This is a genomic window from Pseudoalteromonas sp. MMG006, from assembly GCF_018101025.1.
Taxonomy (GTDB): Bacteria; Pseudomonadota; Gammaproteobacteria; order Enterobacterales; family Alteromonadaceae; genus Pseudoalteromonas.
Genome location: NZ_JAGJEJ010000029.1, coordinates 1 through 23,928, shown reverse-complemented (window position 1 = coordinate 23,928; position 23,928 = coordinate 1). Strand labels below are relative to the sequence as shown.

The 23,928-nt window shown below is 38.6% G+C and carries 22 protein-coding genes; 9 read left to right on the top strand and 13 right to left on the bottom strand.

Annotated features, from left to right (window positions below; genetic code table 11):
• Positions 1 to 376: 376 nt before the first annotated feature.
• Together J8L73_RS18110 and J8L73_RS18105 are read left to right on the top strand one after the other, a co-directional pair.
• Positions 377 to 1,183, top strand: a complete 807-nt coding sequence (locus J8L73_RS18110) for a glucosaminidase domain-containing protein (RefSeq protein WP_211019153.1) — start codon at positions 377 to 379, stop codon at positions 1,181 to 1,183.
• Positions 1,176 to 1,844, top strand: a complete 669-nt coding sequence (locus J8L73_RS18105) for a DUF2987 domain-containing protein (protein WP_211019151.1) — start codon at positions 1,176 to 1,178, stop codon at positions 1,842 to 1,844. The genes J8L73_RS18110 and J8L73_RS18105 overlap by 8 nt, the downstream gene beginning before the upstream one ends.
• Positions 1,845 to 1,904: 60 nt before the next feature.
• Here J8L73_RS18105 and J8L73_RS18100 read toward each other — a convergent pair whose 3' ends face one another.
• The 3 genes from J8L73_RS18100 to J8L73_RS18090 form a co-directional block, all read right to left on the bottom strand.
• Positions 1,905 to 2,903: a LacI family DNA-binding transcriptional regulator gene (locus J8L73_RS18100; RefSeq protein WP_211019149.1), complete on the bottom strand. Its 999-nt coding sequence runs from the start codon at positions 2,901 to 2,903 to the stop codon at positions 1,905 to 1,907.
• A 62-nt stretch (positions 2,904 to 2,965) separates the two neighbouring features.
• Positions 2,966 to 4,294 carry an MFS transporter gene (locus J8L73_RS18095; RefSeq protein ID WP_211019169.1) on the bottom strand — a complete coding sequence of 443 codons (1,329 nt, stop codon included), beginning with the start codon at positions 4,292 to 4,294 and terminating at the stop codon, positions 2,966 to 2,968.
• A gap of 28 nt (positions 4,295 to 4,322) precedes the next feature.
• Positions 4,323 to 5,651, bottom strand: a complete 1,329-nt coding sequence (locus J8L73_RS18090; protein WP_211019147.1) for a GH1 family beta-glucosidase — start codon at positions 5,649 to 5,651, stop codon at positions 4,323 to 4,325.
• A 258-nt stretch (positions 5,652 to 5,909) separates the two neighbouring features.
• Here J8L73_RS18090 and J8L73_RS18085 point away from each other — a divergent pair, with 258 nt between their 5' ends.
• Both J8L73_RS18085 and J8L73_RS18080 read left to right on the top strand, forming a co-directional pair.
• Complete coding sequence (locus J8L73_RS18085; protein WP_211019145.1) at positions 5,910 to 7,184, top strand: sugar MFS transporter; 1,275 nt, start codon at positions 5,910 to 5,912, stop codon at positions 7,182 to 7,184.
• Positions 7,184 to 9,736 (top strand): glycoside hydrolase family 3 N-terminal domain-containing protein, encoded by a 2,553-nt coding sequence (locus tag J8L73_RS18080; RefSeq protein ID WP_211019143.1) that lies wholly within the window; start codon positions 7,184 to 7,186, stop codon positions 9,734 to 9,736. Before J8L73_RS18085 ends, J8L73_RS18080 begins: the two co-directional genes overlap by 1 nt.
• 93 nt (positions 9,737 to 9,829) lie before the next feature.
• Here J8L73_RS18080 and J8L73_RS18075 read toward each other — a convergent pair whose 3' ends face one another.
• Complete coding sequence (locus tag J8L73_RS18075) at positions 9,830 to 10,993, bottom strand: GGDEF domain-containing protein (protein WP_211019141.1); 1,164 nt, start codon at positions 10,991 to 10,993, stop codon at positions 9,830 to 9,832.
• Positions 10,994 to 11,129: 136 nt separating this feature from the next.
• Positions 11,130 to 12,020, bottom strand: coding sequence for a TIGR01777 family oxidoreductase (locus J8L73_RS18070; protein ID WP_211019139.1), 891 nt, complete (start codon positions 12,018 to 12,020; stop codon positions 11,130 to 11,132).
• 352 nt (positions 12,021 to 12,372) lie between these two features.
• Between J8L73_RS18070 and J8L73_RS18065 the strand changes: the two genes are divergently transcribed.
• Positions 12,373 to 13,407 carry an AI-2E family transporter gene (locus J8L73_RS18065; protein WP_210999548.1) on the top strand — a complete coding sequence of 345 codons (1,035 nt, stop codon included), beginning with the start codon at positions 12,373 to 12,375 and terminating at the stop codon, positions 13,405 to 13,407.
• Between the two features lie 13 nt (positions 13,408 to 13,420).
• On the opposite strand, the gene J8L73_RS18060 is transcribed toward J8L73_RS18065, so the two are convergent.
• The 5 genes from J8L73_RS18060 to J8L73_RS18040 all read right to left on the bottom strand — a co-directional run bounded on the left by J8L73_RS18060 (position 13,421) and on the right by J8L73_RS18040 (position 16,552).
• Positions 13,421 to 13,834, bottom strand: coding sequence for a hypothetical protein (locus tag J8L73_RS18060; RefSeq protein WP_211019137.1), 414 nt, complete (start codon positions 13,832 to 13,834; stop codon positions 13,421 to 13,423).
• Positions 13,821 to 15,158, bottom strand: a complete 1,338-nt coding sequence (locus tag J8L73_RS18055) for an ATP-binding protein (RefSeq protein WP_211019135.1) — start codon at positions 15,156 to 15,158, stop codon at positions 13,821 to 13,823. The genes J8L73_RS18060 and J8L73_RS18055 overlap by 14 nt, the downstream gene beginning before the upstream one ends.
• Positions 15,152 to 15,826 carry a response regulator transcription factor gene (locus J8L73_RS18050; RefSeq protein ID WP_058548980.1) on the bottom strand — a complete coding sequence of 225 codons (675 nt, stop codon included), beginning with the start codon at positions 15,824 to 15,826 and terminating at the stop codon, positions 15,152 to 15,154. Before J8L73_RS18050 ends, J8L73_RS18055 begins: the two co-directional genes overlap by 7 nt.
• A 3-nt stretch (positions 15,827 to 15,829) precedes the next feature.
• The gene (locus J8L73_RS18045; protein ID WP_138681495.1) at positions 15,830 to 16,090 is read right to left on the bottom strand and encodes a PepSY domain-containing protein; all 261 of its coding nucleotides are present in this window, start codon (positions 16,088 to 16,090) and stop codon (positions 15,830 to 15,832) included.
• Positions 16,091 to 16,249: 159 nt separating this feature from the next.
• The gene (locus tag J8L73_RS18040) at positions 16,250 to 16,552 is read right to left on the bottom strand and encodes a YciI family protein (RefSeq protein WP_138681496.1); all 303 of its coding nucleotides are present in this window, start codon (positions 16,550 to 16,552) and stop codon (positions 16,250 to 16,252) included.
• Between the two features lie 187 nt (positions 16,553 to 16,739).
• Here J8L73_RS18040 and J8L73_RS18035 point away from each other — a divergent pair, with 187 nt between their 5' ends.
• The gene (locus tag J8L73_RS18035) at positions 16,740 to 18,164 is read left to right on the top strand and encodes a sodium-dependent transporter (protein WP_211019127.1); all 1,425 of its coding nucleotides are present in this window, start codon (positions 16,740 to 16,742) and stop codon (positions 18,162 to 18,164) included.
• Between the two features lie 54 nt (positions 18,165 to 18,218).
• Here the strand turns inward: J8L73_RS18035 and J8L73_RS18030 are convergent, their stop codons facing one another.
• Together J8L73_RS18030 and ispZ are read right to left on the bottom strand one after the other, a co-directional pair.
• Complete coding sequence (locus tag J8L73_RS18030) at positions 18,219 to 18,860, bottom strand: CPBP family intramembrane glutamic endopeptidase (RefSeq protein ID WP_211019125.1); 642 nt, start codon at positions 18,858 to 18,860, stop codon at positions 18,219 to 18,221.
• Between the two features lie 67 nt (positions 18,861 to 18,927).
• A complete protein-coding gene (ispZ, locus tag J8L73_RS18025; RefSeq protein ID WP_211019124.1) occupies positions 18,928 to 19,503 on the bottom strand; it encodes a septation protein IspZ in 576 nt (191 codons plus the stop codon).
• A gap of 172 nt (positions 19,504 to 19,675) precedes the next feature.
• Between ispZ and J8L73_RS18020 the strand changes: the two genes are divergently transcribed.
• Together J8L73_RS18020 and J8L73_RS18015 are read left to right on the top strand one after the other, a co-directional pair.
• On the top strand, positions 19,676 to 19,945 hold the full coding sequence (locus tag J8L73_RS18020) for an HU family DNA-binding protein (protein WP_211019122.1): 270 nt from the start codon (positions 19,676 to 19,678) through the stop codon (positions 19,943 to 19,945).
• 344 nt (positions 19,946 to 20,289) lie between these two features.
• The gene (locus tag J8L73_RS18015) at positions 20,290 to 20,868 is read left to right on the top strand and encodes a type 1 glutamine amidotransferase domain-containing protein (protein WP_210999539.1); all 579 of its coding nucleotides are present in this window, start codon (positions 20,290 to 20,292) and stop codon (positions 20,866 to 20,868) included.
• A gap of 481 nt (positions 20,869 to 21,349) precedes the next feature.
• Here the strand turns inward: J8L73_RS18015 and trxB are convergent, their stop codons facing one another.
• A complete protein-coding gene (gene trxB, locus J8L73_RS18010; RefSeq protein ID WP_058549786.1) occupies positions 21,350 to 22,300 on the bottom strand; it encodes a thioredoxin-disulfide reductase in 951 nt (316 codons plus the stop codon).
• A gap of 287 nt (positions 22,301 to 22,587) precedes the next feature.
• Between trxB and pssA the strand changes: the two genes are divergently transcribed.
• The gene (pssA, locus tag J8L73_RS18005; protein WP_211019120.1) at positions 22,588 to 23,913 is read left to right on the top strand and encodes a CDP-diacylglycerol--serine O-phosphatidyltransferase; all 1,326 of its coding nucleotides are present in this window, start codon (positions 22,588 to 22,590) and stop codon (positions 23,911 to 23,913) included.
• The last annotated feature ends 15 nt before the right edge of the window (positions 23,914 to 23,928 follow it).

Genomic DNA, 23,928 nt, shown 5'->3' with positions numbered 1-23,928 from the left:
TATAATGCGCGTCCGTATGTATGTGTATCACCCATACATAAGCAGGGCGTGTTGATCTTTGTGGATTAAATTTGTTCGATCTAGGGACGATTTTATCGCGGCGAAAGATTTGTAACCTAGCGGACTCGATAACTGCTTCTGCGTTATTCTACTGGCTTACATCCATGTAAGAATAAGTAAAAATTGAGCAACAATGAGTTAATCGCCCCTAGGAAGAACCCTTTGGGCAGCGCATGTTTTGCATTTATGCTGCGTTATCGCCTATTTATGGGGAATAACCACACTACATAGGCTCTGCCTTGCCTAAATGCCAAACACACTGCTGCAAACTTAATCACTAAAGGTCAATACGCCCTAATATTAATAGAGAGAATAGATGTTAAAAACGATTTTTAAGCTTTTACTAACTGTATTTTTTGTTTGGGCTCTTGCTTACCCGTTTATACAAAGTGGTGACATTGATTTAGACGAGCAAACATCTGAACAACCTAAAAAAGTTAAGAAAATAGAAAAGCCACTTCATAACGTTAAACTGCCTAAGTTTTCGGAATTTTCCGACGTTAAAGAAAAAAAGCATGCCTTTTTTAGCTTTATTCGACCCCATGTAGATGCTGAAAATAAAAAAATATTACAGCAACGTGCAAAATTAGAAATTGTTCGTATGATGCTTGAAAATAACGAACCTCTTTTGAAAAAACAAAATAACGATGCGGCTCAAATATTAAAGTCGTATGGTTTACCACAAACGGTTAATACGCTTAATATTACACAAGCCTTACGCCGTGTGGATATTATTCCTAAAGAGCTTGCGCTAATGCAAGCAGCGAATGAATCGGCGTGGGGGACTTCACGATTTGCACGCATAGGCCTTAACTTTTTTGGCCAGTGGTGTTACTCAAAAGGCTGTGGCATGGTGCCAAAGCGCAGAAACACAGGGGCTGCACACGAAGTTGCTGCGTTTAAGTCGGTACGTGCTGCTGTTAGTGCATACTTTAAAAATATAAATACTCACAATGCTTATAAAGAGTTACGTGCCATACGTGCAAACTTACGTTTAGAGCAAAAGCCAATTTTGGCTACTGAGTTAACACGCGGTTTAATGTCGTACTCACAGCGTGGCGAAGCTTATATAGAAGAGCTAAACACAATGATTAACCAAAACAGAGCTTACTTTGATGAATAAAAGTATTATAAAAAGCACTAAAGCTATATCGCTATTATTGCTAAGTGCTGTCGCACTAAACGTTAACGGTAAAGAATTTGTTATGTCGTATGATGGATTTTACGATCGGTTAAAGGTGGTAAATAAAGGCGATTTTCAATATGCACGAGTCAACTTTTACATTAGCGATATTGCGACCAACGAAGCGTGCGCAATAAAAAGCGGCACAATTTTAACTGAAAACAACGAATACCCGCTTAACTTTACTGATAAAGCGCAATTACTTTTGCCGTTTGATAAACAGCTCGATACCGATAAAGCTGTTATTGTTGTAGAGCCGCAAAACCCAAATCATGATTGCCAACTTAAATTGCAAATAGAAGCAAATGAGCTTGAAGGGCTGACCCTTTCTAAGCAGTCCTTATATACCATTAATACAGAATTAGATGAGTTATTAACTGATTTATCAGGCTTTTTTGTAAGTAAGCTAATGTGGTTTTTACTGCCAGAGCAACAAGGTGTTGCAGTTACATTTAATGCACCAACAGAATTAGCTGACAAAAATATTAAGTGTGAAAAATCAGTTTGTTACTTTGCAGTTGAAGATGACTGGGAAGACGATGCAACCATACTAGGTAATATTAATAATGTAGTTAAAGTAACGCCTTGGATTGCAAAGTAAGTCTTTAACACTACATATAAAAAACGGCGCTTTTGCGCCGTTTTTTATTTTACTTTATTTTTATAACGCCTGCGTAGAATCTCGGTTAATAAGTGTTGGCTCAAATACTCGATTTATATATAAGTTTTTATACTGATACACATTTTGAAGTACCATTTTTGCTGCCATTTCTCCCATTTCTTCAACCGGGTTATCTATTGTGGTGAGAGTTGGATACAGGTAATTTGCAAAAATAACGTTATCAAAACCAATTACCGACAAGTCTTTGGGTAAATTAAAGCCATGTTCGCGGGCATACTTCATGGCACCTGACGCCATTTCATCATTAGCACATACTAAAGCGCTAAAGGGGAGTTGAGTGTTTAATAAGTGCTCAAGACCTTTGCTACCGCCAATTTCATTAAAGTCACCCTCGTAAAACAATGCATCGTTGAACGGAATGTTTTTTTCTAAAAGTGCCTTTTTATGTCCTTTTAAGCGGTTGCGAGCATCGGCTTTGACTTGAGGACCTGCAATATAGGCAATATTAGTATGACCTTGCTCTACTATAGATTTACTCGCTAAGTAGCCACCCAGTTCGTTATCAAGGCTAATACAGTTGTCTTTAAGCTCATCTAAGTAGCGGTTAATTAAGTAAATAGGCGTGCTGCCTTTACTGAGTTCAATAAGGTATTCGTCAGATACTGACTCTACATGTAATATAAGCGCATCGCACTTACGGCTAATTAAAAATTCAATACCGTCTTTTTCTTTATCGTCTTCACTGTGGCCGGTGGTAATAATGACGTGCTTTCCGGCAGCTCTAAGTGCAGATTCTATTCCTGCCATCATTTGCGCAAAGAAAGGGCCATGTAGTTCTGAAACCAAAATGCCCACACTATTAGTGCGATTAGAAGCAAGCGATTGCGCAATAGAATTAGGCTTGTAACCAAGCTGCTGCATAGCATCGAGTACTTTTTTAGTGGTTTTTTCACTTACGCGGGTATTTTTATTCATGACTCGTGAAACCGTCGCTAATGATACCCCTGCAAGTTCTGACACTTCATAAATTGTGGCCATGTTATTGTTAACTCACTTATATCCTTTATTTGGCGGCCAAATAATAGCGCACCCGTAAAATGTTAACTAGTACTAGTTTTCAGCGATGCCTGAATAGACTCGACCTGTGTGTTACTGAGCGTATATTTACGCATAACAAACGCTACAAATAACGAGCCAAAGGCTGGAAGCACGGTAAACGAAAGTAAAATACCATTTTGAGTATCAATGGTTTGTGTTACATCTGCCTGATAGCTGTAAAAAGACAGTAGCCATCCTGCAATTGCACCACCAACAGCAACGCCCATTTTTATAAAAAATATTACGCCGGAATACACTAAGCCTGTTATGCGTATTCCCGTTTTTTTATGCCCATAATCTATGGTGTCGGCCATTTTTGCCCATAATAAAGGCGTGGCCATGTCTAAAAAGAACTTCCATAAAATAAAGGCAGTAAATGCAAGTACTAAAGAGTCTTTACTAATAAAGTAACTAAACCCACAAATAGCAGCGGCAATGAGTTGTAAGCTAATATAAGCTTTTATTTTACAAAAACGTTTTGCCAGAGGTTGTGCTAATGCACAGCCAAGCATGCTAGCTGCAACACCTAAGGTCATAAAGAGGGTAATTAAGTCGTCGCGGCCTAAATAATATTTTACGTAGTAAACGGCAAGGGTAAGCCTTAACACTTGACCGGTTAGTAAAAAAAATGCGGCAAGGCACAGAGTACGCCACTGATCGTTTTTAACTAGTGCTTTAATACTTTTTATAAAAGGAATGTTCTGATCTTTTGGCTGCTGTATTCGCTCTTTAGTACCAAAAAAACACAGTAAAAAAAGTAAAAGGCCTAACACACTCATGGCGGTCATGGTGTATTGATAGCCTTTAGCCGCATCGCCTTGGCCAAAATAGTCAACCATTGGCATGGTGCAGCCTGCGACAATAACACCGCCTAACATGCCAAATACAAAACGATATGACTGAATTGTAACGCGCTCTTTTGCATCGCTTGTAAGTACACCGCCTAGGGCGCAATAAGGAATATTTATAGCGGTATATGCCACCATAAGTAACGTATAAGTTGTAAAAGCATAGATTATTTTATCATTGCCTTTTAAATCGGGAGTGGTAAACGCCAAAATACTAATAATGGCAAAAGGCAGGGCGAGCCATAATAAATAGGGACGAAAATGCCCCCATCGTGTATGCGTTTTGTCGGCAAGGTTACCCATAACGGGGTCGGTTACAGCATCAAAAATACGCACTGCTAAAAACATGGTGCCTACAAGCGCAGGCGAGAGCCCAACTACATCAGTGTAGTAGAGCATTAAAAACATCATAACCGTTTGAAAAATAATATTGCTGGCGGTGTCGCCAAGGCCATATGCTATTTTTTCTTTTACACTTACCATGTTGATTTTATCCCGCTTTATTTTTATTTTATCGATTAGAAATAAGTGATTTATAAGCGTGGCCACTTGCTTTAATAGTACGTTGTTGGGTTTCATAATCAACGTATACTATGCCAAAGCGTTTTAAATACCCTTCAGCCCATTCAAAATTATCCATTAAACTCCATGCAAAGTAACCAATAATTTTGACCCCTTGCTCGGTTGCATTATGAACAGCATTTAAATGCATGTTGTAGTAGCTAAGCCTGTCTTGATCGTTTACCACCCCATTATTTATGGTATCTGGCATGGCAGCACCATTTTCTGTTATATACATTGGTGGTAACGTGTACGTTTTATGTAAATCAACAAGTAATTCAGTGAATGATTGCGGGTAAATTTCCCAGCCCATATCAGTAAGCGGACCATTTGGTGCTATTGCTTCATATATTTGAGTAGGGTGTGCTTTATATACTTGGCGAGTATAAAAGTTAATGCCTAAATAATCGATAGACTGCGAAATTAATGCCATGTCACCTGGGTGTATCTCAGGTAAATGATCTTTAGGTAATTGGTTTATTATGTCTGGATATTCTCCATCCATAATCGGCTTCATGTACCACTGATTAAAATAGTCATCAGCGTATTTGGCACTGTCTATATCTGCTTGCGAGTCTGTAAGCGGGTAGGCTGGGGTAAAATTAAGCACTATGCCATTTTGTGTGCTAGGCGATGTTTTATTAAGTACTTTCATAGCTAAACCATGAGCAAGTAATAAATGATGTGCTGCTTTTTTACCGTATTGTTTACCTACTAAACCCGGTGCATGTATACCAATTTCGTAACCTAAAAAAGCACTACAAAATGGTTCATTTAATGTAGCGTACGAAAATACACGAGTTCCGAATGCGGTGGTAATTAACTCAACATATCGCTCAAATTCGTAAGCTGTTTGTCTGCTAAGCCAGCCACCTTCATCTTCTAGATGCTGTGGTAAGTCCCAATGGTAAAGCGTAACAAAAGCTTTTATGTTTCTGCGATTTAGTTCATCGAGTAAGTCAGTATAAAATTTAACGCCTTTTGGGTTAAGTTTGCCTGAGCGCGTAATAACTCGTGGCCACGATATTGAAAGCCTGTATGCATCTACGCCTAATGATTCGATTAAATCTATATCTTGTTGCCAATTGTTATAGTGATCGCAGGCTATATGACCATTCGAGTTGTCAGCTATTTTACCTTTCGTGTCACAAAATGTATCCCAAATACATGGTAAGCGGTGCTCATAACCTCCTTCTATTTGAAATGATGCGGTAGCGACACCATAAACAAATTCTTTTGTTAATAGAGGTGAATGAGATGGTAATGATATTTTTGTCATTAGTTACAAACCTTTTTGAGATCTAAATTGCACGCTTAGCGCTTTTATTTACTGCCTTACAGCGGGTAAAACACATTAATAAAATTAAAAGTTGTTGAAATATGTAACATGTTCGTATTTAATTGGCCGTGAAAGCGCTTACATTTTTAGGTTAATGTTAATTAATCTTCAGGTCAACTCTTTAATACTGTGCCCTGGCGGGGTTTTTATTAATAATGGACTGAAGATCAATTTATAATAATAAATTGCGGAGAGCACATGGCTAGTTCAGCACCACTGACATCACACACACAGTCGCAAAATTACCAAGATAAAAACTATGGTTTTGCACTTACTTCTTTAACCTCACTGTTTTTTATGTGGGGTTTTATTACCTGTTTAAATGATATTTTGATCCCGCATTTAAAAGCGGTTTTTGATTTAACGTATGTGCAAGCCATGCTTGTGCAATTTTGCTTTTTTGGCGCTTATTTTTTAATGTCTTTACCTAGTGGGTATATTGTTAAAAAGCTTGGTTATAAAAAAGGAATAGTAGTTGGACTGTTAATTGCGGCGTTAGGGTGCGTGCTTTTTTATCCCGCAGCCGCTATGCACAATTATCCGGTATTTTTGTTTGCCCTGTTTGTATTAGCAAGCGGCATAACATTACTGCAAGTATCTGCTAACCCTTACGTTAGTTTATTAGGCTCACCTAAAACAGCATCATCTCGTTTAACGCTTACACAAGCGTTTAACGCGCTAGGTACTACAGTTGCTCCAACGTTTGGTGCTTTCTTAATATTAGATTCGGCGTCTGAAGCTTTTTTAACGCCTGCGCAAAATGCAGAGTCGGTACAACTTCCTTATTTACTTTTAGCAGGCATGCTTATCTTATTAGCCGGTATTTTTGCATGGCTTAAATTGCCAGACATAATGAGTGAGCAAAAAGAAGCCGCTGAAAAATCAAATACCATTGAGGGCAGTGCATGGCAATACCGCCACCTTACGCTCGGTGCTGTGGGAATTTTTACGTATGTAGGTGCAGAGGTGGCGATTGGTAGCTTTTTAGTAAGTTTTTTAGCACTAGAAAATATTGCCGGTTTTAAAGAGCATGTTGCTGCTCATTACATTACTTATTATTTTGGTGGCGCTATGGTTGGGCGTTTTATTGGTGCTGCTGTAATGCAAAAATTACCCGCTGGTAAAGTACTTGGCTTTAACGCAACCATGGCTATTATTTTAGTGGTTATAGCTATGAGCACATCGGGCCAATTAGCCATGTGGTCAATACTATTGGTTGGCTTATTCAATTCTATTATGTTCCCCACTATTTTTAGTTTAGCGTTGAATGGGCTTGGTAAGCATACCGCGCAGGGCTCTGGTATTTTATGTTTGGCGATTGTAGGGGGGGCAATAGTGCCGCTTTTACAAGGTGCGCTTGCTGATAGTGTGGGTGTTCAACTTTCGTATGTTTTACCTATTTTATGTTACATATTTATCGTGTTTTATGGTTTAAGCGGAAGCAAACCAGTTCAAGCTCAGGAGACTCTATAATGAAAACCCCTTTTATACTAAATAAAATAGCACTTGCCACATTAATTGCATCACTAGGTAGTTTATCGGCTTGTTCAAATGACGCGACAACAACCCCTGAAACTAATAATGCGTTATCTAAAACAGAGCAAATTTGGCCAAAACTTAATATTGCCGTAAAGCAAGACCCAGCAATTGAAGCCAAAATAGCGGATTATTTAAAAACGATGACGCTTGAGCAAAAAGTAGCTCAAATGATTCAACCAGAAATTCGCGATATTACCGTTGAAGACATGCGCAAATACGGCTTTGGTTCATACCTTAACGGTGGTGGTGCATTTCCTAATGGCGACAAACATGCAACACCTATGGACTGGGTTGGATTGGCAGAGAGTTTTTACCAAGCCTCTGTAGATGACTCGCTTGATGGCACTAGTATTCCGACAATGTGGGGCACCGATGCTGTACATGGTCATAACAATGTTATTGGCGCGACCTTATTTCCGCATAACATTGGTTTAGGTGCGGCTAATAACCCTGAATTAATAGAGCAAATAGCATCTATCACCGCTGTAGAAGTAATGGCAACCGGTATTGATTGGGTTTTTGCTCCTACCGTTGCTGTTGTTCGTGATGATCGCTGGGGAAGAACGTACGAAGGATACTCTGAAGATCCTCAAATAGTACGTGATTACTCTGCTGCTATTGTAAATGGTTTACAAGGCAAAGCCGATGGCGACTTTTTAAGTGATAAGCGTGTAATTAGTACCGTTAAGCACTTTTTAGGTGATGGCGGTACAGTAGATGGCGATGACCAAGGTAATAATATCGACAGCGAACAAGATTTGTTTGATATACACGCCCAAGGTTACGTTGGTGGGTTATCGGCAGGTAGTCAATCTGTAATGGCGTCTTTTAATAGCTGGAACGGTGTTAAAAACCACGGTAATAAATACTTATTAACTGACGTTCTTAAAACGCGTATGGGTTTTGATGGCTTTGTTGTTGGTGACTGGAATGGCCATGGTCAAATTGAAGGCTGTACAAACGAAAGCTGTGCGCAAGCAGTTAATGCAGGGCTTGATATTTTTATGGTACCAACAGGTGCTTGGAAGCCTTTGTACGAGAACACAATTGCACAAGTTAAATCTGGCGAAATCAGTATGTCGCGCATTGATGATGCGGTAGCAAGGATTTTACGCGTTAAATTACGCGCAGGTTTATTTGATAAGCCAAGCCCTGCTAAGCGTCAGTTTTCGGGTAAAACAGAGTTAATTGGTGCACAGGAGCATCGTGAAGTTGCTCGTCAAGCGGTCCGTGAGTCGTTGGTATTACTCAAAAATAAAAACAATATTTTACCACTTGCTGCCAACCAAACTGTACTCGTTGCAGGCGATGGTGCCGATAACATAGGCAAGCAGTCGGGCGGGTGGAGTATTACTTGGCAAGGGACTAATAATAAAAATGCTGATTTCCCTGGTGCAACGTCAATTTACAAAGGACTTGAAGAGCAAATTTCAGCCGCTGGTGGTAAAGCGATATTAAGTGCTGATGGTACGTTTGAGCAACGTCCAGATGTTGCCATTGTTGTATTTGGCGAAGAGCCATACGCCGAAGGGCATGGCGATAGAGATAATTTAGAATTTGAACGCGGTAATAAAAAATCTTTAGCACTTTTAAAGTCATTAAAAGCAAAAGGGATCCCAGTTGTTTCTGTATTTATATCGGGGCGCCCTATGTGGGTTAATAGTGAGCTAAATGCGTCTGATGCGTTTGTCGCCGCCTGGTTACCAGGTACCGAGGGCGCAGGCATTGCTGATGTAATATTAAAAGCTAAAGATGGGGCGACCCAACATAACTTTAAAGGTAAGTTGTCATTTTCTTGGCCTAAATCGGCTGTGCAAAGCACCGTTAATAAAGGTGATGAAGATTACAGCCCATTATTACCGTATGGCTTTGGTTTAACATATGGTGATAAAAATGTACTGGCTGATAACCTAGATGAGGACTCTAAATTAGACAACTCTGCACTTACCAGGATGGACATTTTAGTGGGTGCGCCAATAGCTCCATGGAGATTACTACTTAAATCGGGCGATGAACTTTTAGATGTATCGAGCAGCACACACGAGTTTGGCGCAATCAAATACCGGACTGAAGATAAAACAGTCCAAGAGGATGCACGTCAATTTAACTTTAGTGGTACTGAAAAAGCCAGTGCAGAAATAGTGACTAGTTTTGCAGAAGACACTATTGCCTACTTAGAAGCCGATGCGGTTATCAGCTTTGATATAAAATTAAATGAGGCTCTAACTGGCCCTGTTGATTTAGCAATGTCATGTTCAGGTGCATGTGGCGCAAGCATTGATTTAGCAAAAATAGTAGACAAAACTGTTATTAATAAATGGCAATCAGTTTCTGTCGATTTAGGTTGTTATGCTGATAAGGGTGTTAACTTTGCAAGCCTAACCAGCCCATTTAGCTTACATAGCAACGCTAAGGCTTCGGTATCAGTTGCGAATATACAGTTTGTGCCTAATAAAGCTAATGGCGCAACACTCTCTTGTAAGTAATTAGAGCCCTAAAATATAAAACTAGATTGTGTGTTTTAGCCCTTCAACTGAAGGGCTTTTTTTATGCGATTGATAAATTTAAGAGGCGATAATTTAGTTTTGTAATAACAACTGTCTTTCATCTAGGGTAACAACTTTATCTCTGCCTGTTTCTTTAGCGAGGTAGAGTCGTTTATCCGCTAATGAGAGCAAATCCTTTATGCTCATTCTGCCGTTCATTGTAGAGCTTACACCAGCACTAACAGAAAGGTTTATATAAGCGCCTTGATAATAAAAAGGGTGCTGGGATATATTTTCACGTAAATACTCTGCAGATTCCCTTGCTGCACTTAAGGTGTAGTCAGGCAGTAGAATTGCAAATTCTTCCCCGCCTATTCTTGCGCTAATGCCTGCGTTCATAAATTGTTCTTTAATATTTTGGGCGATCCATTTAATTGCATGATCACCTGTATCGTGACCATATTCATCATTCACGCGTTTAAAAAAATCAATATCTAAAATAATTATACTTACGCTCTTGCCCTTATTACTTAGATGATTAAGCGACTCTTTGGCTTTGTTAAAAAAACCTCGCCTATTGAAAAGCTGGGTTAGGGAGTCAGTATTAGCTAGGTTTGAAAGCGTGTATTCAGTGTTTGAAAATAGCAAAAATGGAAGGAGAAGTGCACTCAGGGTTGCTAATATTAAATGACTGATGAGGATTGTTTGTAAGGGAGCGGTTATATCAACCATGTTTCTACTAAGAACGGGTATTGATAGCACTGCTACTTGTAAAATCATAACTACGCTGTGCACTAAAAAACTAATAGTTAGTGCCTTTTTGTGGATTTTAGCGACAAAACTCATGCTTTTAATTAAATAACCGGAGTAAATAAATAGACCCGCAATAATTAAGCTCGTCAGCATTTTTGCAGCATCATAGGGATAGATGGCCAATAAAAAAAATGCAGAAAATCCTAAAATACAGTACAAGGGCATTAAGCTGATATTTTGTGTATTTTTATATTTAATCAACCCAATAATTATTAGCAATGGACTTAAAATAATAAAAATATTAGCTAAATAGCGAGTTACAAAAGGAATATCTATATAAATTCGAATACTCGCAAGTACTTCTGCAGTCGCAAAAGAAAAGCAAGCTAGGCTAAATAATAAAAATGCGGATTGGTCTTTATATTTATAAACAGATAAAAAGAATATACCTATTATGACGTTAAGGATAAAAGAGAGGCAAATCACAGTAGGGAGATGTAACACGTTTAGCTCTCTTTATAGGTAAGGGGTACTAATGTTATTGTCACCTAATTATTATGTATTAACTAAAAAAGGTCAATAAGGGTAAAAGTACTGCTTTGTTAAATCGCCATACTAACCTTTTGTATATTAACGTTCGCTAAACCAAACTCTCAAAAGCCGATTTTATATCGGTATGATGAAAACGATAATGATGTTCTTGAAGCTTAGTAGGCTTTACAAACTGACCTGTTGTGAGCAAATCAGACATTTCACCCATTAACGTTTTAAGCACAAAGGCGGGCATAGGCATAAATGCCGGGCGTGATAGAGCTTCTCCTAAGCATCTGCTGAACTGAGCGTTGCTAACAGGGTTGGGAGCTGTTGCGTTTACAGGGCCAGATACTTCTTTGTGCTTAATTATAAACAGTATAAGTTGCGTCATATCATCGATGTGTATCCACGACATGCCCTGCTCACCGCTTGCGATAGGGCCGCCTAAACATAATTTAAAGGCTGGCAACATTTTGGCAAGTGCTCCTCCTTTTTTTGATAACACAATACCAGTTCTTAATAAGCACACACGAGTTTGGTCTGATTGAGCTGCAAGCGCTGCGTTTTCCCAATCTTTGCATAAGGTGTGTGCAAACTCGCTATGGGGTTCATTAAAATTTTCGTCGATAACTTTATTGCCTTGACGGCCATAATAGCCTATAGCGCTGCCAGATATAAAAGTATGTGGCGGGGTAGAGCATCCTTTAATTGCGCTTGAAATTTGCTCTGTGATAATAAGGCGGCTATTTCGAATTATTTGTTTTTGCTTATTGCTCCAGCGCTTATTAACTATGGGCTCGCCCGCAAGATTTATTACAACATCAACGGTATTAAAGTCGACCTCGTTAATATCACTTACTGCGTTTACTTTATGGCTTAACAGTACATTTGCTTTGGTAGGATTACGGCTAAGCACGGTCACCGTGTTGTGATGCAGTAAAAAAGGGCATAAATGTTTGCCTATTAGCCCTGTAGCGCCGGTAATAAATATATGCATTATTAATCCTTAAATTAAATGTGAGTAAGTAACCTAAACACTTGTTATTAAACATACCTCAAAAACTTTAAGTGTTAACAGCAATGAATTTAATTTCTAAAGGCCTGCTTTTTAGATGCAAACTTGCTTTGTTTTAAATAAAGTTTACAGCCAAATAAAGCAAGCTTACTGTTATTATGGCTCAATATTTTAATAAACCTATTAACCGTTTAGTAGATTAATTAGTGCTCGCAAGCACACAGCTTTGCAAATTTATACGTAAAGCTCACTTTTATGATCACTTGGTAAATATTTCATTTAATTGGCTTTTGCCTTACACTAAAGCCTTATTTTTAATAAAAGGATTAATAAATTGGCAAGTTTAACTGGCGTAAATAAAAGCTTGATAGTTTTTGCAGCCTTAGTAGTCGTACTTGCAGGGATTAAATCAGCAAGCGTAATTATTATTCCCTTTATTTTAGCGGCATTCATTGCCATTGTTTGTAATCCATTAATTAAATTTTTTGCACGTTACGGCATACCTAAAAGTATAGCAGTAATGCTGGTTGTACTTATTATAGTTGGTTTAGGTGTTAGTTTGGGTGGCCTTGTTGGGCAATCAGTTAATGACTTTTCGCAGCAATTACCTCAATACAAAGCAAAGCTTCAAGAAGATTTTGTATGGTTAGTAGACTTAGCTTCGCAGTACAATATTTTAATTAACAAAGATCAAATTATTTCAATGTTCGACCCAGGTAAAATGGTTGATGTAGCTACTAATATGCTCACTGGTTTAGGTGGCGTAATGGCTAATATGTTTTTGATTATATTAACCGTTGTTTTTATGTTGTTTGAAGGGCCAATGCTGCGAAACAAAATTCATGCGGCACTTAAAGACCCTGACAACAAAATGAAGCAGATTGACCGCTTTTTAGAATCTATAAACTCATACTTGGCTATCAAAACACTTGTCAGCTTGGGCACGGGGACTATAGCTGCGTTTTATTTATGGATTTTAGATGTAGATTACTTTGTATTGTGGGGTGTATTAGCATTTATGTTCAATTACATCCCTAATATAGGTTCTATTATTGCTGCGGTGCCAGCCGTATTGCTTGCCTTAATAACGCAAGGTCCTTTAGTTGCTGGGCTTGTTGGAGCAGGCTACTTAACTATAAATACTGTTATGGGTAATATCATAGAGCCTAAATTTATGGGTAAGGGACTTGGGCTTTCTACTTTAGTGGTGTTTTTATCATTAATATTTTGGGGCTGGTTGCTGGGCACTGTAGGTATGTTGCTATCAGTGCCACTAACAATGATTGTTAAAATTGCATTAGAAGCAAGTGAAGAAGGTAAGTGGGTCGCCACCATGTTAGGCAGTGGCGAAAAAATAGAGCGAGATTGAGTCAGCTAATTTACTAGTTTACTGGCGTTTTTAAAATGTCAGTAAACTGATGTGTTAATTGAATTTCACACTGCTTGTAGCTCATAGCTGCTGTTGTAGCATTAGGAAGTTTTAGCAAATAGCGCCATTGGCAGCTGCTTTCAATATATTTTTCGTGGTCAATAATACTTCTTTTAAATAAAGGTAACACTTGGGTATTTCCTGTGGAGTCCTCTATTTGTCCTAGCTCATAATTACGTTTTTGTATCCAAGTGCCTTGTACTTGCTTTGCTCTTTCAAGTTCACTATCAAGGCACTGAATGTATCGCTTAGCTTCGTCAGTCCTTGCGTTTGCTGCTAATGTACAGGTGTCGTCAGCAAAGCTGTATTGGCTTGCAAGTAACAGCACACTTGCTGCTAATTTAGTAAAAGCATTATTTTTTGTCATTGTAATTAAACTCTAAAATAAATTGCGCACCGCCTAATGTATCAGACTTAGTAATAGTAAGCGTGCCGTGATACGACTTAACTAAATCAGATACAATTGCCATGCCTACACCGTGTCCACTTTCGTATGTATCAAGGCGAGTACCTCGTGTAAGAAGCGATTCCCGTTTATCTTCAGGCACACCTGGACCATCATCACTTATACCAATACAAAGCGTTTTAGCTTGAATCACTTGGACTTCTACCTGTGAACGACATGCTTTACACGCGTTATCAATTAAGTTACCAAGTAACTCCATTAAATCGGTTTGATCACCCAAAAAGTAGTCTTTTTCAGTCACAGTGCAGTTAAATATAATATCTTTATCACGATAAACCTTGGCCATGGCATTTAAAATAGAATCAACCACAGGCTTAACCGGTGTTTGTTTTTTCCATGTGTCAGATGCGCCAGTGGCAGCACGTTTCAACTGATGCTCGATCATCACATTAATGCGGTCTAATTGTTCTTGTGCGTCGGCATCGTTTGCAAGCGGGCTTGATTTAAGCACTGCAAGTGGTGTTTTAAGTGCATGTGCAAGGTCACTTAATGACGCTCTGTAGCGTTCTTTTTGGCGCTGTTGTGACTCAAGTAATAAATTAAGGTCTGACTTTATTGTTTGCAGTTCAACAGGGTAGAGCCCTTTAATTTCTTGGATATCGCCCGATTCAATTGCTTTTATCTCTTTATCGAGGCGTTGCAGCGGCCGTGCACTCCAAATAAATCCAATCGCCATAAGCCCAGCGATTGCAATACCCATAATGAACATCCAATCAACCAAGGTTTGTTTGAAACCATCCATTAACCTAAGCAGAGCGTCATTTCGTTTTACTAATATAAAGCGGGCTTGTTCAGATTGGTCAATGTTATTAAGAATGACAGTAAGACTCAGTTGCCAATACACTGTATTTTTATATTCAACGCGGCGAAAATCAGCGGCACCTGCCTTAGTCTCTATTTGCTGGGGAACAAAGTTAACATTAACCGCCGACTCAGAGTGCCAAATAGGATCGTTGTCGCGGTAAATCATGGCGTAGGTATCTGAATTTAATCTGTTGAGTTCTGGCGCGAGAATAGTGCTTGGCATAATAATACCATGCTCTGTAAAGTCCACTTCAGAGATTAAAGAGTAGAGCTGTGCTTCGAGGGTTTTTTCTGTCGCATCAACTAATGAAGCGTAATACGCTTTACCAATTGAGTAAAATAATATGGGCAGTGCGACTAATAAAACAAAGACAAGGATAAATCCTTGCCTTATTTTAAGCGATATTTGAGGTGCTACCACTGACTTTTAAGCCTGTAACCACGCCCGCGTAGTGTTTCTACTGGGTTTAATGTGCCTTCAGGGTCAAGTTTTTTACGTAAGCGAAGTACAAACACTTCAATTACATTCGAATCAAGATCGAAATCTTGGTCGTATATGTGTTCAGTAAGCTCTGATTTAGAAATCACTTTTTGAGGGTTAACCATTAAGTATTCAAGTACTTTGTACTCGTACGCTGTTAGGCTGAGCTCTTTATCATCAACCCATACTTGCTGAGAGCGTGTATGAATTTTGATAGGTCCAGCAGTCATTTCTGGGTTTGCTTTACCTGCACTTCGACGAATTAAGGCATTACAACGTGCTATTAATTCTTCTACATGAAATGGCTTAGTTAAGTAATCATCTGCACCTGCATCTAATCCTTCTACTTTATCTTGCCAACGGTCACGCGCTGTTAATATTAAAATAGGGATTGTTATGCCTTGTGCACGTGCTTTATTAATTAACTCAATACCGTCTATTTTAGGTAATCCTAAATCAACTACGGCCATATCAAGCGGGTATTCTGTAATGTGGAAAAGACCTGCTTCACCATCGTGGCATAAATCCACACTATAGCGCTCTTTTTCCAGTGCGTTACGTAGGTTATCTGCTAAATGTAAATCGTCTTCTATAACTAAAATTCGCATTTGTTAATCCTTTTTCACTTCGCCGGTTTTTTTATTTATATGTAAATCAACGACGTGGCCGTCAGATTTGAGTATTCGTACGGTATAAAAATCTGTTTTATCGGTAATTTTAAGGGTTTTACCGTCTATGGATTGTTTAGCAAGTATTACAGCTTTCTTTTTGCTTACCTCAGCTTTTGCTGTTTTTGTACTCGTTGTAGCTGCTTGAGCAAAATTAGCAAAGCTAATACAAGCAATTAAACTTAGGCTTAATAATACGCGCATGACGGAAACTCCTAGACCAGACCCACCTAGTTTAATTAACTAAGTTACTAAAATTCAAGTAAAAACGTTTAATTTAGTTTTACTTATACAATTTTAATTAAAATCCTGTGAACAAACCCTGAATTGTAAGATAGCAACTGACCTCAGGGCATATCACAATTAAGCGGGTAACACTTTTTTAAATGGTTTAACTACTGAATTATCATAGACACCACCAGCAACGTATGGGTCAGCAGCAGCCCACTCACGAGCTTCTTCTAAAGATCCAAATTCTGCAATAACTAAAGAACCTGTAAAACCAGCATCTTGTGGGTCTTCGCTATCAATTGCAGGTAAAGGACCTGCTGTAAATAAACGGTTTTGTTCGTCAAGCTCATGTAAGCGCGCTAAATGGGCAGGACGAGCTGCTTTTCTAAGCTCTAGGCTGTTTTCAACGTCAGTTGAGTAAATCATGTACAACATAATAAATCTCATAATTTTGTTAAATTTGTTTAATCAAATAATACCACAGCGTTGATAGTTGGTGAATTAAAAGCGTATTTACACAGGTTTACACCAAGAATTATTTTTTACGCTGCAATTGCTTGAAAAGCGCGGTGTAACACTGGTAGAGTCGCTTGGATAACATAAATAATAACAAGGTTAACGCATGAGCGAAAATAGAGAGCACTTTAGTTCCCGCCTCGGATTCATATTAGCAGCTGCAGGGTCTGCAGTTGGCATAGGTAATTTAGTTGGTTTTCCTGTTTCTGCAACAAAAAATGGTGGCGGCGCATTTTTACTCGTCTACGCTCTGTTTGTCGCATTTATCTGTTTACCAGTGATGATGGCCGAAATGGCAATGGGGCGTAAAGCGCAAAAAGATCCTTTAGGCGCTTACAAAGCTTTGGCTGATAATGATAAAAAATGGAAAATTGCAGGTTTTTTAGCCGTGTTAACTCCATTTATGATTGCTGTATTTTATATGGTTATTACTGTTTGGATTTTTGGTTACTTAAGTCAAACAGCTATGGGCAATTTAGATGCACTTGCCGACCCTAGTCATTTTGGCAGTTTTATAAATAGTTATACTGTATTTGGTTACATGGCTGTTGTTGTTGTTATCGTTAACCTAATTTTACTTGGGGGTGTTAAGCAAGGTATTGAAAAAGCGGCTAAGTTTTTAATGCCTGCGCTTTTTGTAATGCTTTTAGCGCTTGTTGCCTACGTATTAACGCTTGATAACGCGATGGCCGGTGTTAAGTATTATATAATTCCTGACTTTTCTAAAATGAGTGCCAGCGTGTTAAATGGAGCTCTAAGCCAAGCGTTTTTCTCATTGTCGTTAGGTATGGGTATTTTAATGACTTATGCATCTTACATATCTAAAAAAGATGACATAGTTGGCAGTGCTAAAATGGTTGCCATTACCGATTCGTTAGTTGCATTTGTTGCAGGCTTAATGGTGTTACCTGCAATCTTTAGTTTTGACCCAAATACAGACCCAGCTGCACTTTCAGACTCATCTGTTTCAATGATTTTTGTATATTTACCAAAAATATTATTAGCGCTGCAAAATGATATTGGCTACTTTGGTGCATCAGCCGTCGCATTTTCGTTTTTCTTGTTAGTCTTTTTTGCAGCAATTACATCGCTGGTTTCTATTGTAGAAGTACCTACAGCAACACTGAGCGACCGCAAAGGTATTAGCCGTAAAAAAGCACTGGGCATTTTAACGTTAGCAACAGGTGTGCTAACCGTTTTATGTACTATGTCGTTTGGTATGGTAGATAGTTTAACGTCGCTTACTAGTTATGGCAGTGGTAATAAAAGCTTCTTTGATATTGTGTATGACGTATTTTACGACACTATTTTACCGTTTAATGGCTTAATGGTTTGTCTGTTTGTAATGTATCGCTGGAAAAAGGTGCGTTTAACGCAAGAGCTAAGCCAAGGCTCGCCGAAATATGCAGGTAGTTTTACAGAAAAATACGTTAACTTTTCACTCTCAACGTTCATACCGGTTATTTTGCTATTAATATTTATTAATACCGTAGCCACAAAGTTTTTTGATTTTAAGTTATTTGGCTTTTAATCTAAACTGCATTTTAAACACGATTAGCCGCGTTATTTAACGCGGCTTTTTTGTTTAACTAAGTGCACCAGAGTTTAAGTAGCTGCCAATTCCAAGGGTAAACATCCAAATACCCCACAAGCTATGTTCAATAACACACACAAACGTTGAGCGGCTTTGTGCATAGGTATACGAAAAGAGTAACCCGCCTAAAAATGCTACTCCTACCGCAATCCAATTTGCATACACTAAATGCGCAAGCGCAAACACAGTGGCACTAACAATTATACGAATACCTTTTTTTGGCATAATGCGTTTATAGCGATGGAAAAAGTAGGTTCTAAATATTAGTTCTTGCGGTAATACTGAAAGCAGCGGATACAACACAATTAAAAGTAGCCAGTCGTTAAAAGAGTTTAGGGGCAAGGTAAACCAGTTTCCTTGGTGGATAATGCCGTAAAACATACCCGAGAACAGGGCGCCTAAAAAAAAGAAGCTAAATATACGCCTTTTAACAGCAGAGAACTGCCCAAGGCTTGTGAGTCTAAAGCGTTTAAAGTGCGGATCGCTAAGCAGCAACATACAACAAACACTCATTAAAATTATTAACGCGGGAATAAGCCAGTTAGCTAAATAATCGCGTAACGAAAAACCTATTAAAGGCAACGTTATAAAAATGAGGGTAAATTCAAACCAGCGGTATTGATTGGCGTTCAAGGTCGTCTCTGATTGCGTTTTTTTACAAACTAACAAGCAAAGACGACATTTTTATGACGATAGAAACTTACTTAGCAGGTTCTTCTTCGTCTGGTAGGTATTTGTATAAAGCAATAATAGTGGCAAAAATACTCACAAACGTAATGCCCATCAAGCCAAACACTTTAAAGTTAACCCAAAAATCGAGTGAAAAGTTATAAGCAATGTAAATATTGAGCACCGCAATACCGGCTGTTATGGCAACCCACATTAAATTAAGTTTGTTCCATAGAGGCTCTGGCACTTTAATTTCTAGTTTTGAATCGTTCGCGTTTTCGAGTATTGAGCTTAATGCTTTTTTAACCAGGTTTTTATTAAGTACATAACGGCTCACAAGTAAGGTTAAGCTTAAACCGGCGTAAATTATTGTGGCTTTCCATTTTATATACTGCTCATCATGAAAAACTAAAGTGAGCGTACCAAATACAGCAGCAATACCAAAAAATATCCACTGGCGGGTAGGAACGTTACCGTGTTTAAAGTAGCTATAGGCAACTTGGATAAGTGTGGTTGCCATTAAAAGGCCCGTTGCCCAGTAAATATCAACCAATTTAAATACCGCAAAGAATAATATGAGCGGAATGTATTCAATTAATGCGTGCATATACTACCTAAATTATACAAAAAGAAGTCAGGGAAGTTTTTACCACATAACACCAAGCAACTACAAGGTTGACTTGTTGCCCTGTAAGCCTTAGCCTGCGTGGCTTTATTAATTCATCATCATATTCTTACGCTTAACAAACCCTGAGTAAGCGTGCATTTAGGAGCCTAAAATGAACAAAGCCGATCTTGTTGCCCAAATAGCTAAAAGCAGTGACCTTACAAAAAAAGATACCCAAGCTGCACTTGCAAGCTTGCAAAAAGTGATAATTAAATCGCTTTCTGAAGGCGACCAAGTGCAAATTAATGGTTTTGGTACGTTTGCGTTAAGTTACTATCCAGCGCGGACAGGGCGTAATCCGCAGACAGGCGAAGCTATAGAAATAGAAGGCGCTAATAAAGCTGTATTCAAACCTGCTAAAGCATTAAAAGATTTACTTTGAATAGGTTTACTTAGTTCTTTTCGGGGCTAGTAAATATAAAATTATGGGTTTTGCCCATCACGCCAACAAGTTGTGCGTCTACAAGAATAAACATAATGCCAAGCATAAGTGGTAGGCGCTGGACTTGCTCATGGGAAAAGCAAAGCTTCGGTATTTTAATCATTGAGTATCAGAGCTTTGTTGTATTTGGTTTATGTAGATTATTCATAACTTCTAAATGATTTACATGGCTTTAGTCATGTTATTTATTAATATTTATATTTTTCAATGGTTTAAAATTGGCATTCCTTATGCTTTTTATAACGTGATTCGAACACTTTATTAAATGTTATAAGGAGATCTAAATGACTACATTACAAACCAGCACGCGCTTAGAAGGCAAAAAAATTGCTATTTTAGCCACCGATGGCTTTGAGCAAAGTGAGCTATTATCTCCACGAGATGCTTTGTTAAATGCAGGTGCGGATATTGATATAGTATCTATTAAAGAAGGTCAAATCACCGGTTGGGACGAAGACAAGTGGGGCGATAAAGTAAGTGTTGATAAATTTATAACCGATGCAACTGCCAGCGACTACGACGCCTTAATGCTACCTGGTGGCTTATTTAATCCGGATTCTCTTCGCCAAGATAAACATGCAAAAGCATTCATTGACGGTTTTTTTGGCGCAGAAAAAAATAAACCCGTAGCTGCTATTTGTCATGCCCCTTGGTTACTTGCCGAGATAAATAAATTACGCGACCGCACAGTTACTTCATTTCCAAGTATTAAAAGCGATTTAATTAACGCTGGCGCAAACTGGGTAGACAAAGAAGTAAGTGTTGATCGAGGCTTAGTAACAAGTAGAAGCCCTGCAGATCTAGAGGCGTTTAACGCTAAATTTATAGAAGAAATTCTTGAAGGTAAACATGACGCTAAGTAATTATGGCATTTAAGGAAAATAAAGATGCTAATAAAGTGATTCTATAAAATTGGGGTCACTTCTACTCGCCTACTTTAGCCTGATTTCAATATTGGTATTGTATTCAGGCTTCTTTACTTCGGCTATACAGTTTAAATCTAAAATAATAGTTCGAACTCAGCGCGTGGAGCACAGTGTTCATGTAATACCAATTTTTAGGTTGTAAAACACTGCTAAAATTGAATGTTTCAGCTTGGGCGCCTTTTTGAACAGAGTCTGGCTTACGCTTATTTATTAGCTTTTTGAACCGAGTAAATGTAATGCCTAACTGGTTGATACCAAATATTTTTGTTTTTTCACTAACACGAGAAGTGAAATCTGGTTTGACGTCGATAAATGGCCATAAAGAATGCATTTACACTACTATATTTGCATATAAAAAACCCCAGTAATTGTACAGTCCAATTACTGGGGTCACTTCATTCATAGATCTTTAGTGTGATTACAGATTATCTAAGAAACGTTCTGCATCAAGGGCTGCCATACAGCCTGTACCCGCTGATGTGATTGCTTGACGGTAAATATGGTCAGACACATCACCCGCAGCAAAAACGCCTGCTACGCTTGTTTGAGTAGCGTTACCGTTAAGGCCAGACTCAACAACTAAATAGCCGTCTTTCATCTCTAGTTGGCCTTCAAACATATCTGTGTTCGGTTTATGGCCAATAGCAATAAATACACCTGCTAAATCAAGCTCTTCAGTAGCGTCTGAGTGTGCATCTTTGATACGCACGCCAGTTACACCCATTTGATCGCCAAGTACTTCATCTAAAGTACGGTTGTAGTGTAATACTACGTTACCATTTTGTGCTTTTTCAGCTAAACGGTCAGCAAGGATTTTTTCACTGCGGAAACTATCGCGACGGTGAATAACATGAACTTCATCAGCAATGTTAGATAAATAAAGCGCTTCTTCAACCGCTGTATTACCACCGCCTACTACAGCCACTTTTTGACCTTTATAGAAAAAGCCATCACACGTAGCACAAGCCGAAACACCACGACCTTGGAAATTAGTTTCAGACTCTAAACCTAAATACTTAGCAGACGCGCCAGTTGCAATAATAAGTGCGTCACATGTGTAAGTGCCTTGATCGCCAGTAAGCGTGAAAGGGCGTTTAGATACATCAACTTTATTAATGTGATCAAAAACAATTTCAGTTTCAAAGCGTTCAGCGTGCTCTTTCATACGATCCATTAACGCTGGACCTGTTAGGCCGTGTGCATCGCCAGGCCAGTTCTCAACTTCGGTAGTCGTTGTTAATTGACCACCTTGTTGAATACCTGTAATTAAAACAGGGTTTAAATTTGCACGGGCTGCGTACACTGCGGCTGTGTAACCAGCAGGGCCAGAACCTAAAATAAGTAACTTACAATGTTTTGCTTCAGTCATGATCTTTTCCTAAACGTTTAATTCTGAACTTAATGGCTTCGATTCTAAGAAAAACAAGGCACAAGTAAACAAATTCTGTGATTATTTTTTTCAGCAAATCTAAAAGCTGTGCAGTATTGTGTACTAGTACTATGTGCTTTTACAGTTAATACGTTAAAGTAGCTCAATAAATAGACTAACAGGCAACAAAACAGCGTTAATTCATGACCACCTTGAATTTTTTTGTTATGTTTTACCTAATTTTATTTGTCACTGATAGATTATGTGACCTAAGCGAATAGGCAACTATGTTATTTTGGCAGGAAAAACCCGCATTTGGGTTGACTTCAAAAGACGTTAACGTCTTAACCAATGCGCAAGATTACCGCACGCAATTGCTACGTTTAATTGCTAATGCAAAAAAACGAATTTACATTACAGCGTTGTACCTACAAGACGACGAAGCAGGGCGCGAAATTTTAGAAGCGCTTCATCGCGTGTCATTAGCAAACCCTGCACTTGAAATAAAAGTGCTGGTAGATTTTCATCGCGCGCAACGCGGCCTTATTGGCGCCGAAAAATCAGACGGTAACGCAAGTTTATATTGTGACTTTTTAGAAAAATTTAAATCAAACGTACAAGTTTACGGTGTACCCGTAAAAGCTAAAGAGCTCTTTGGTGTACTACACTTAAAAGGTTTTGTGATTGACGATACCTTACTTTACAGCGGTGCAAGCTTAAATAATGTGTATTTGCAATATAACGAGCGCTACAGGCTCGACCGCTACTTTTTAGTGACACAAAGCGAGCTGTGTGACTCTGTAGTCGATTTTATTGAGTCTCAGCTGCTTAGCTCTGTTGCCGTACCAAGAATCGACTCACGTCCACTTAAACGCTTAACTGACTTTAAGCTTGAACAAAAGCAATTAATGCGCGATTTAAAATCAGCCAGTTATAAATCGGCAGAGCAGAAAAATACGCAGCCGTTAGGTGTGCGTTTGTTTTTAGGGCTAGGTCGGCGTAACAACGAGTTAAACCGCATTATAAAAGCGTTGTTTGATACTACAGAGCAAGAGCTGGTTCTTTACACGCCATATTTTAATTTTCCGGCACCGTTAATGCGCTCTTTGCGCCGGTTATTAAAACAAGGTAAACACGTAACTATTGTTGTAGGCGATAAAACAGCAAATGACTTTTATTTACCGCCAAGCGAGCCATTTAGCAAAATTGGTGCATTGCCGTATTTATACGAAACCATATTGCACAAGTTTGTAAAATCGCAAAAACGTCATATCGATAACGGTAATTTAAATGTGTACTTGTGGAAAGATGAAAGCAATTCGTTTCATTTAAAAGGTATTTGCTCTGACCGCACTAAGCATTTATTAAGCGGCCATAACTTAAACCCTCGTGCGTGGGGTCTTGATATTGAAAACGGTATTTTAATTGATGATGCTGAGCAAACAATCATGCCAGCAATAGATACCGAAAAGCAGGAAATACTAAAACATTGTCGCCGTTTAACAGGCCCTAATGATTTAGAAACAATGGACGATTACCCGCAGCCAGTTAAAAAACTACTTGGCCAGGCTAAACGTGTAAAAGTCGATTTTATAATTAAGCGTTTTATATAAATTAATTCATAAAAT

Coding starts and splice junctions, on each gene's coding strand:
- J8L73_RS18110 (WP_211019153.1), top strand. CDS start 377: ATGTTAAAAACGATTTTTAAGCTTTTACTAACTGTATTTTTTGTTTGG.
- J8L73_RS18105 (WP_211019151.1), top strand. CDS start 1,176: ATGAATAAAAGTATTATAAAAAGCACTAAAGCTATATCGCTATTATTG.
- J8L73_RS18100 (WP_211019149.1), bottom strand. CDS start 2,903: ATGGCCACAATTTATGAAGTGTCAGAACTTGCAGGGGTATCATTAGCG.
- J8L73_RS18095 (WP_211019169.1), bottom strand. CDS start 4,294: ATGGTAAGTGTAAAAGAAAAAATAGCATATGGCCTTGGCGACACCGCC.
- J8L73_RS18090 (WP_211019147.1), bottom strand. CDS start 5,651: ATGACAAAAATATCATTACCATCTCATTCACCTCTATTAACAAAAGAA.
- J8L73_RS18085 (WP_211019145.1), top strand. CDS start 5,910: ATGGCTAGTTCAGCACCACTGACATCACACACACAGTCGCAAAATTAC.
- J8L73_RS18080 (WP_211019143.1), top strand. CDS start 7,184: ATGAAAACCCCTTTTATACTAAATAAAATAGCACTTGCCACATTAATT.
- J8L73_RS18070 (WP_211019139.1), bottom strand. CDS start 12,020: ATGCATATATTTATTACCGGCGCTACAGGGCTAATAGGCAAACATTTA.
- J8L73_RS18060 (WP_211019137.1), bottom strand. CDS start 13,834: ATGACAAAAAATAATGCTTTTACTAAATTAGCAGCAAGTGTGCTGTTA.
- J8L73_RS18050 (WP_058548980.1), bottom strand. CDS start 15,826: ATGCGAATTTTAGTTATAGAAGACGATTTACATTTAGCAGATAACCTA.
- J8L73_RS18045 (WP_138681495.1), bottom strand. CDS start 16,090: ATGCGCGTATTATTAAGCCTAAGTTTAATTGCTTGTATTAGCTTTGCT.
- J8L73_RS18040 (WP_138681496.1), bottom strand. CDS start 16,552: ATGTTGTACATGATTTACTCAACTGACGTTGAAAACAGCCTAGAGCTT.
- J8L73_RS18035 (WP_211019127.1), top strand. CDS start 16,740: ATGAGCGAAAATAGAGAGCACTTTAGTTCCCGCCTCGGATTCATATTA.
- ispZ (WP_211019124.1), bottom strand. CDS start 19,503: ATGCACGCATTAATTGAATACATTCCGCTCATATTATTCTTTGCGGTA.
- J8L73_RS18020 (WP_211019122.1), top strand. CDS start 19,676: ATGAACAAAGCCGATCTTGTTGCCCAAATAGCTAAAAGCAGTGACCTT.
- J8L73_RS18015 (WP_210999539.1), top strand. CDS start 20,290: ATGACTACATTACAAACCAGCACGCGCTTAGAAGGCAAAAAAATTGCT.
- trxB (WP_058549786.1), bottom strand. CDS start 22,300: ATGACTGAAGCAAAACATTGTAAGTTACTTATTTTAGGTTCTGGCCCT.
- pssA (WP_211019120.1), top strand. CDS start 22,588: ATGTTATTTTGGCAGGAAAAACCCGCATTTGGGTTGACTTCAAAAGAC.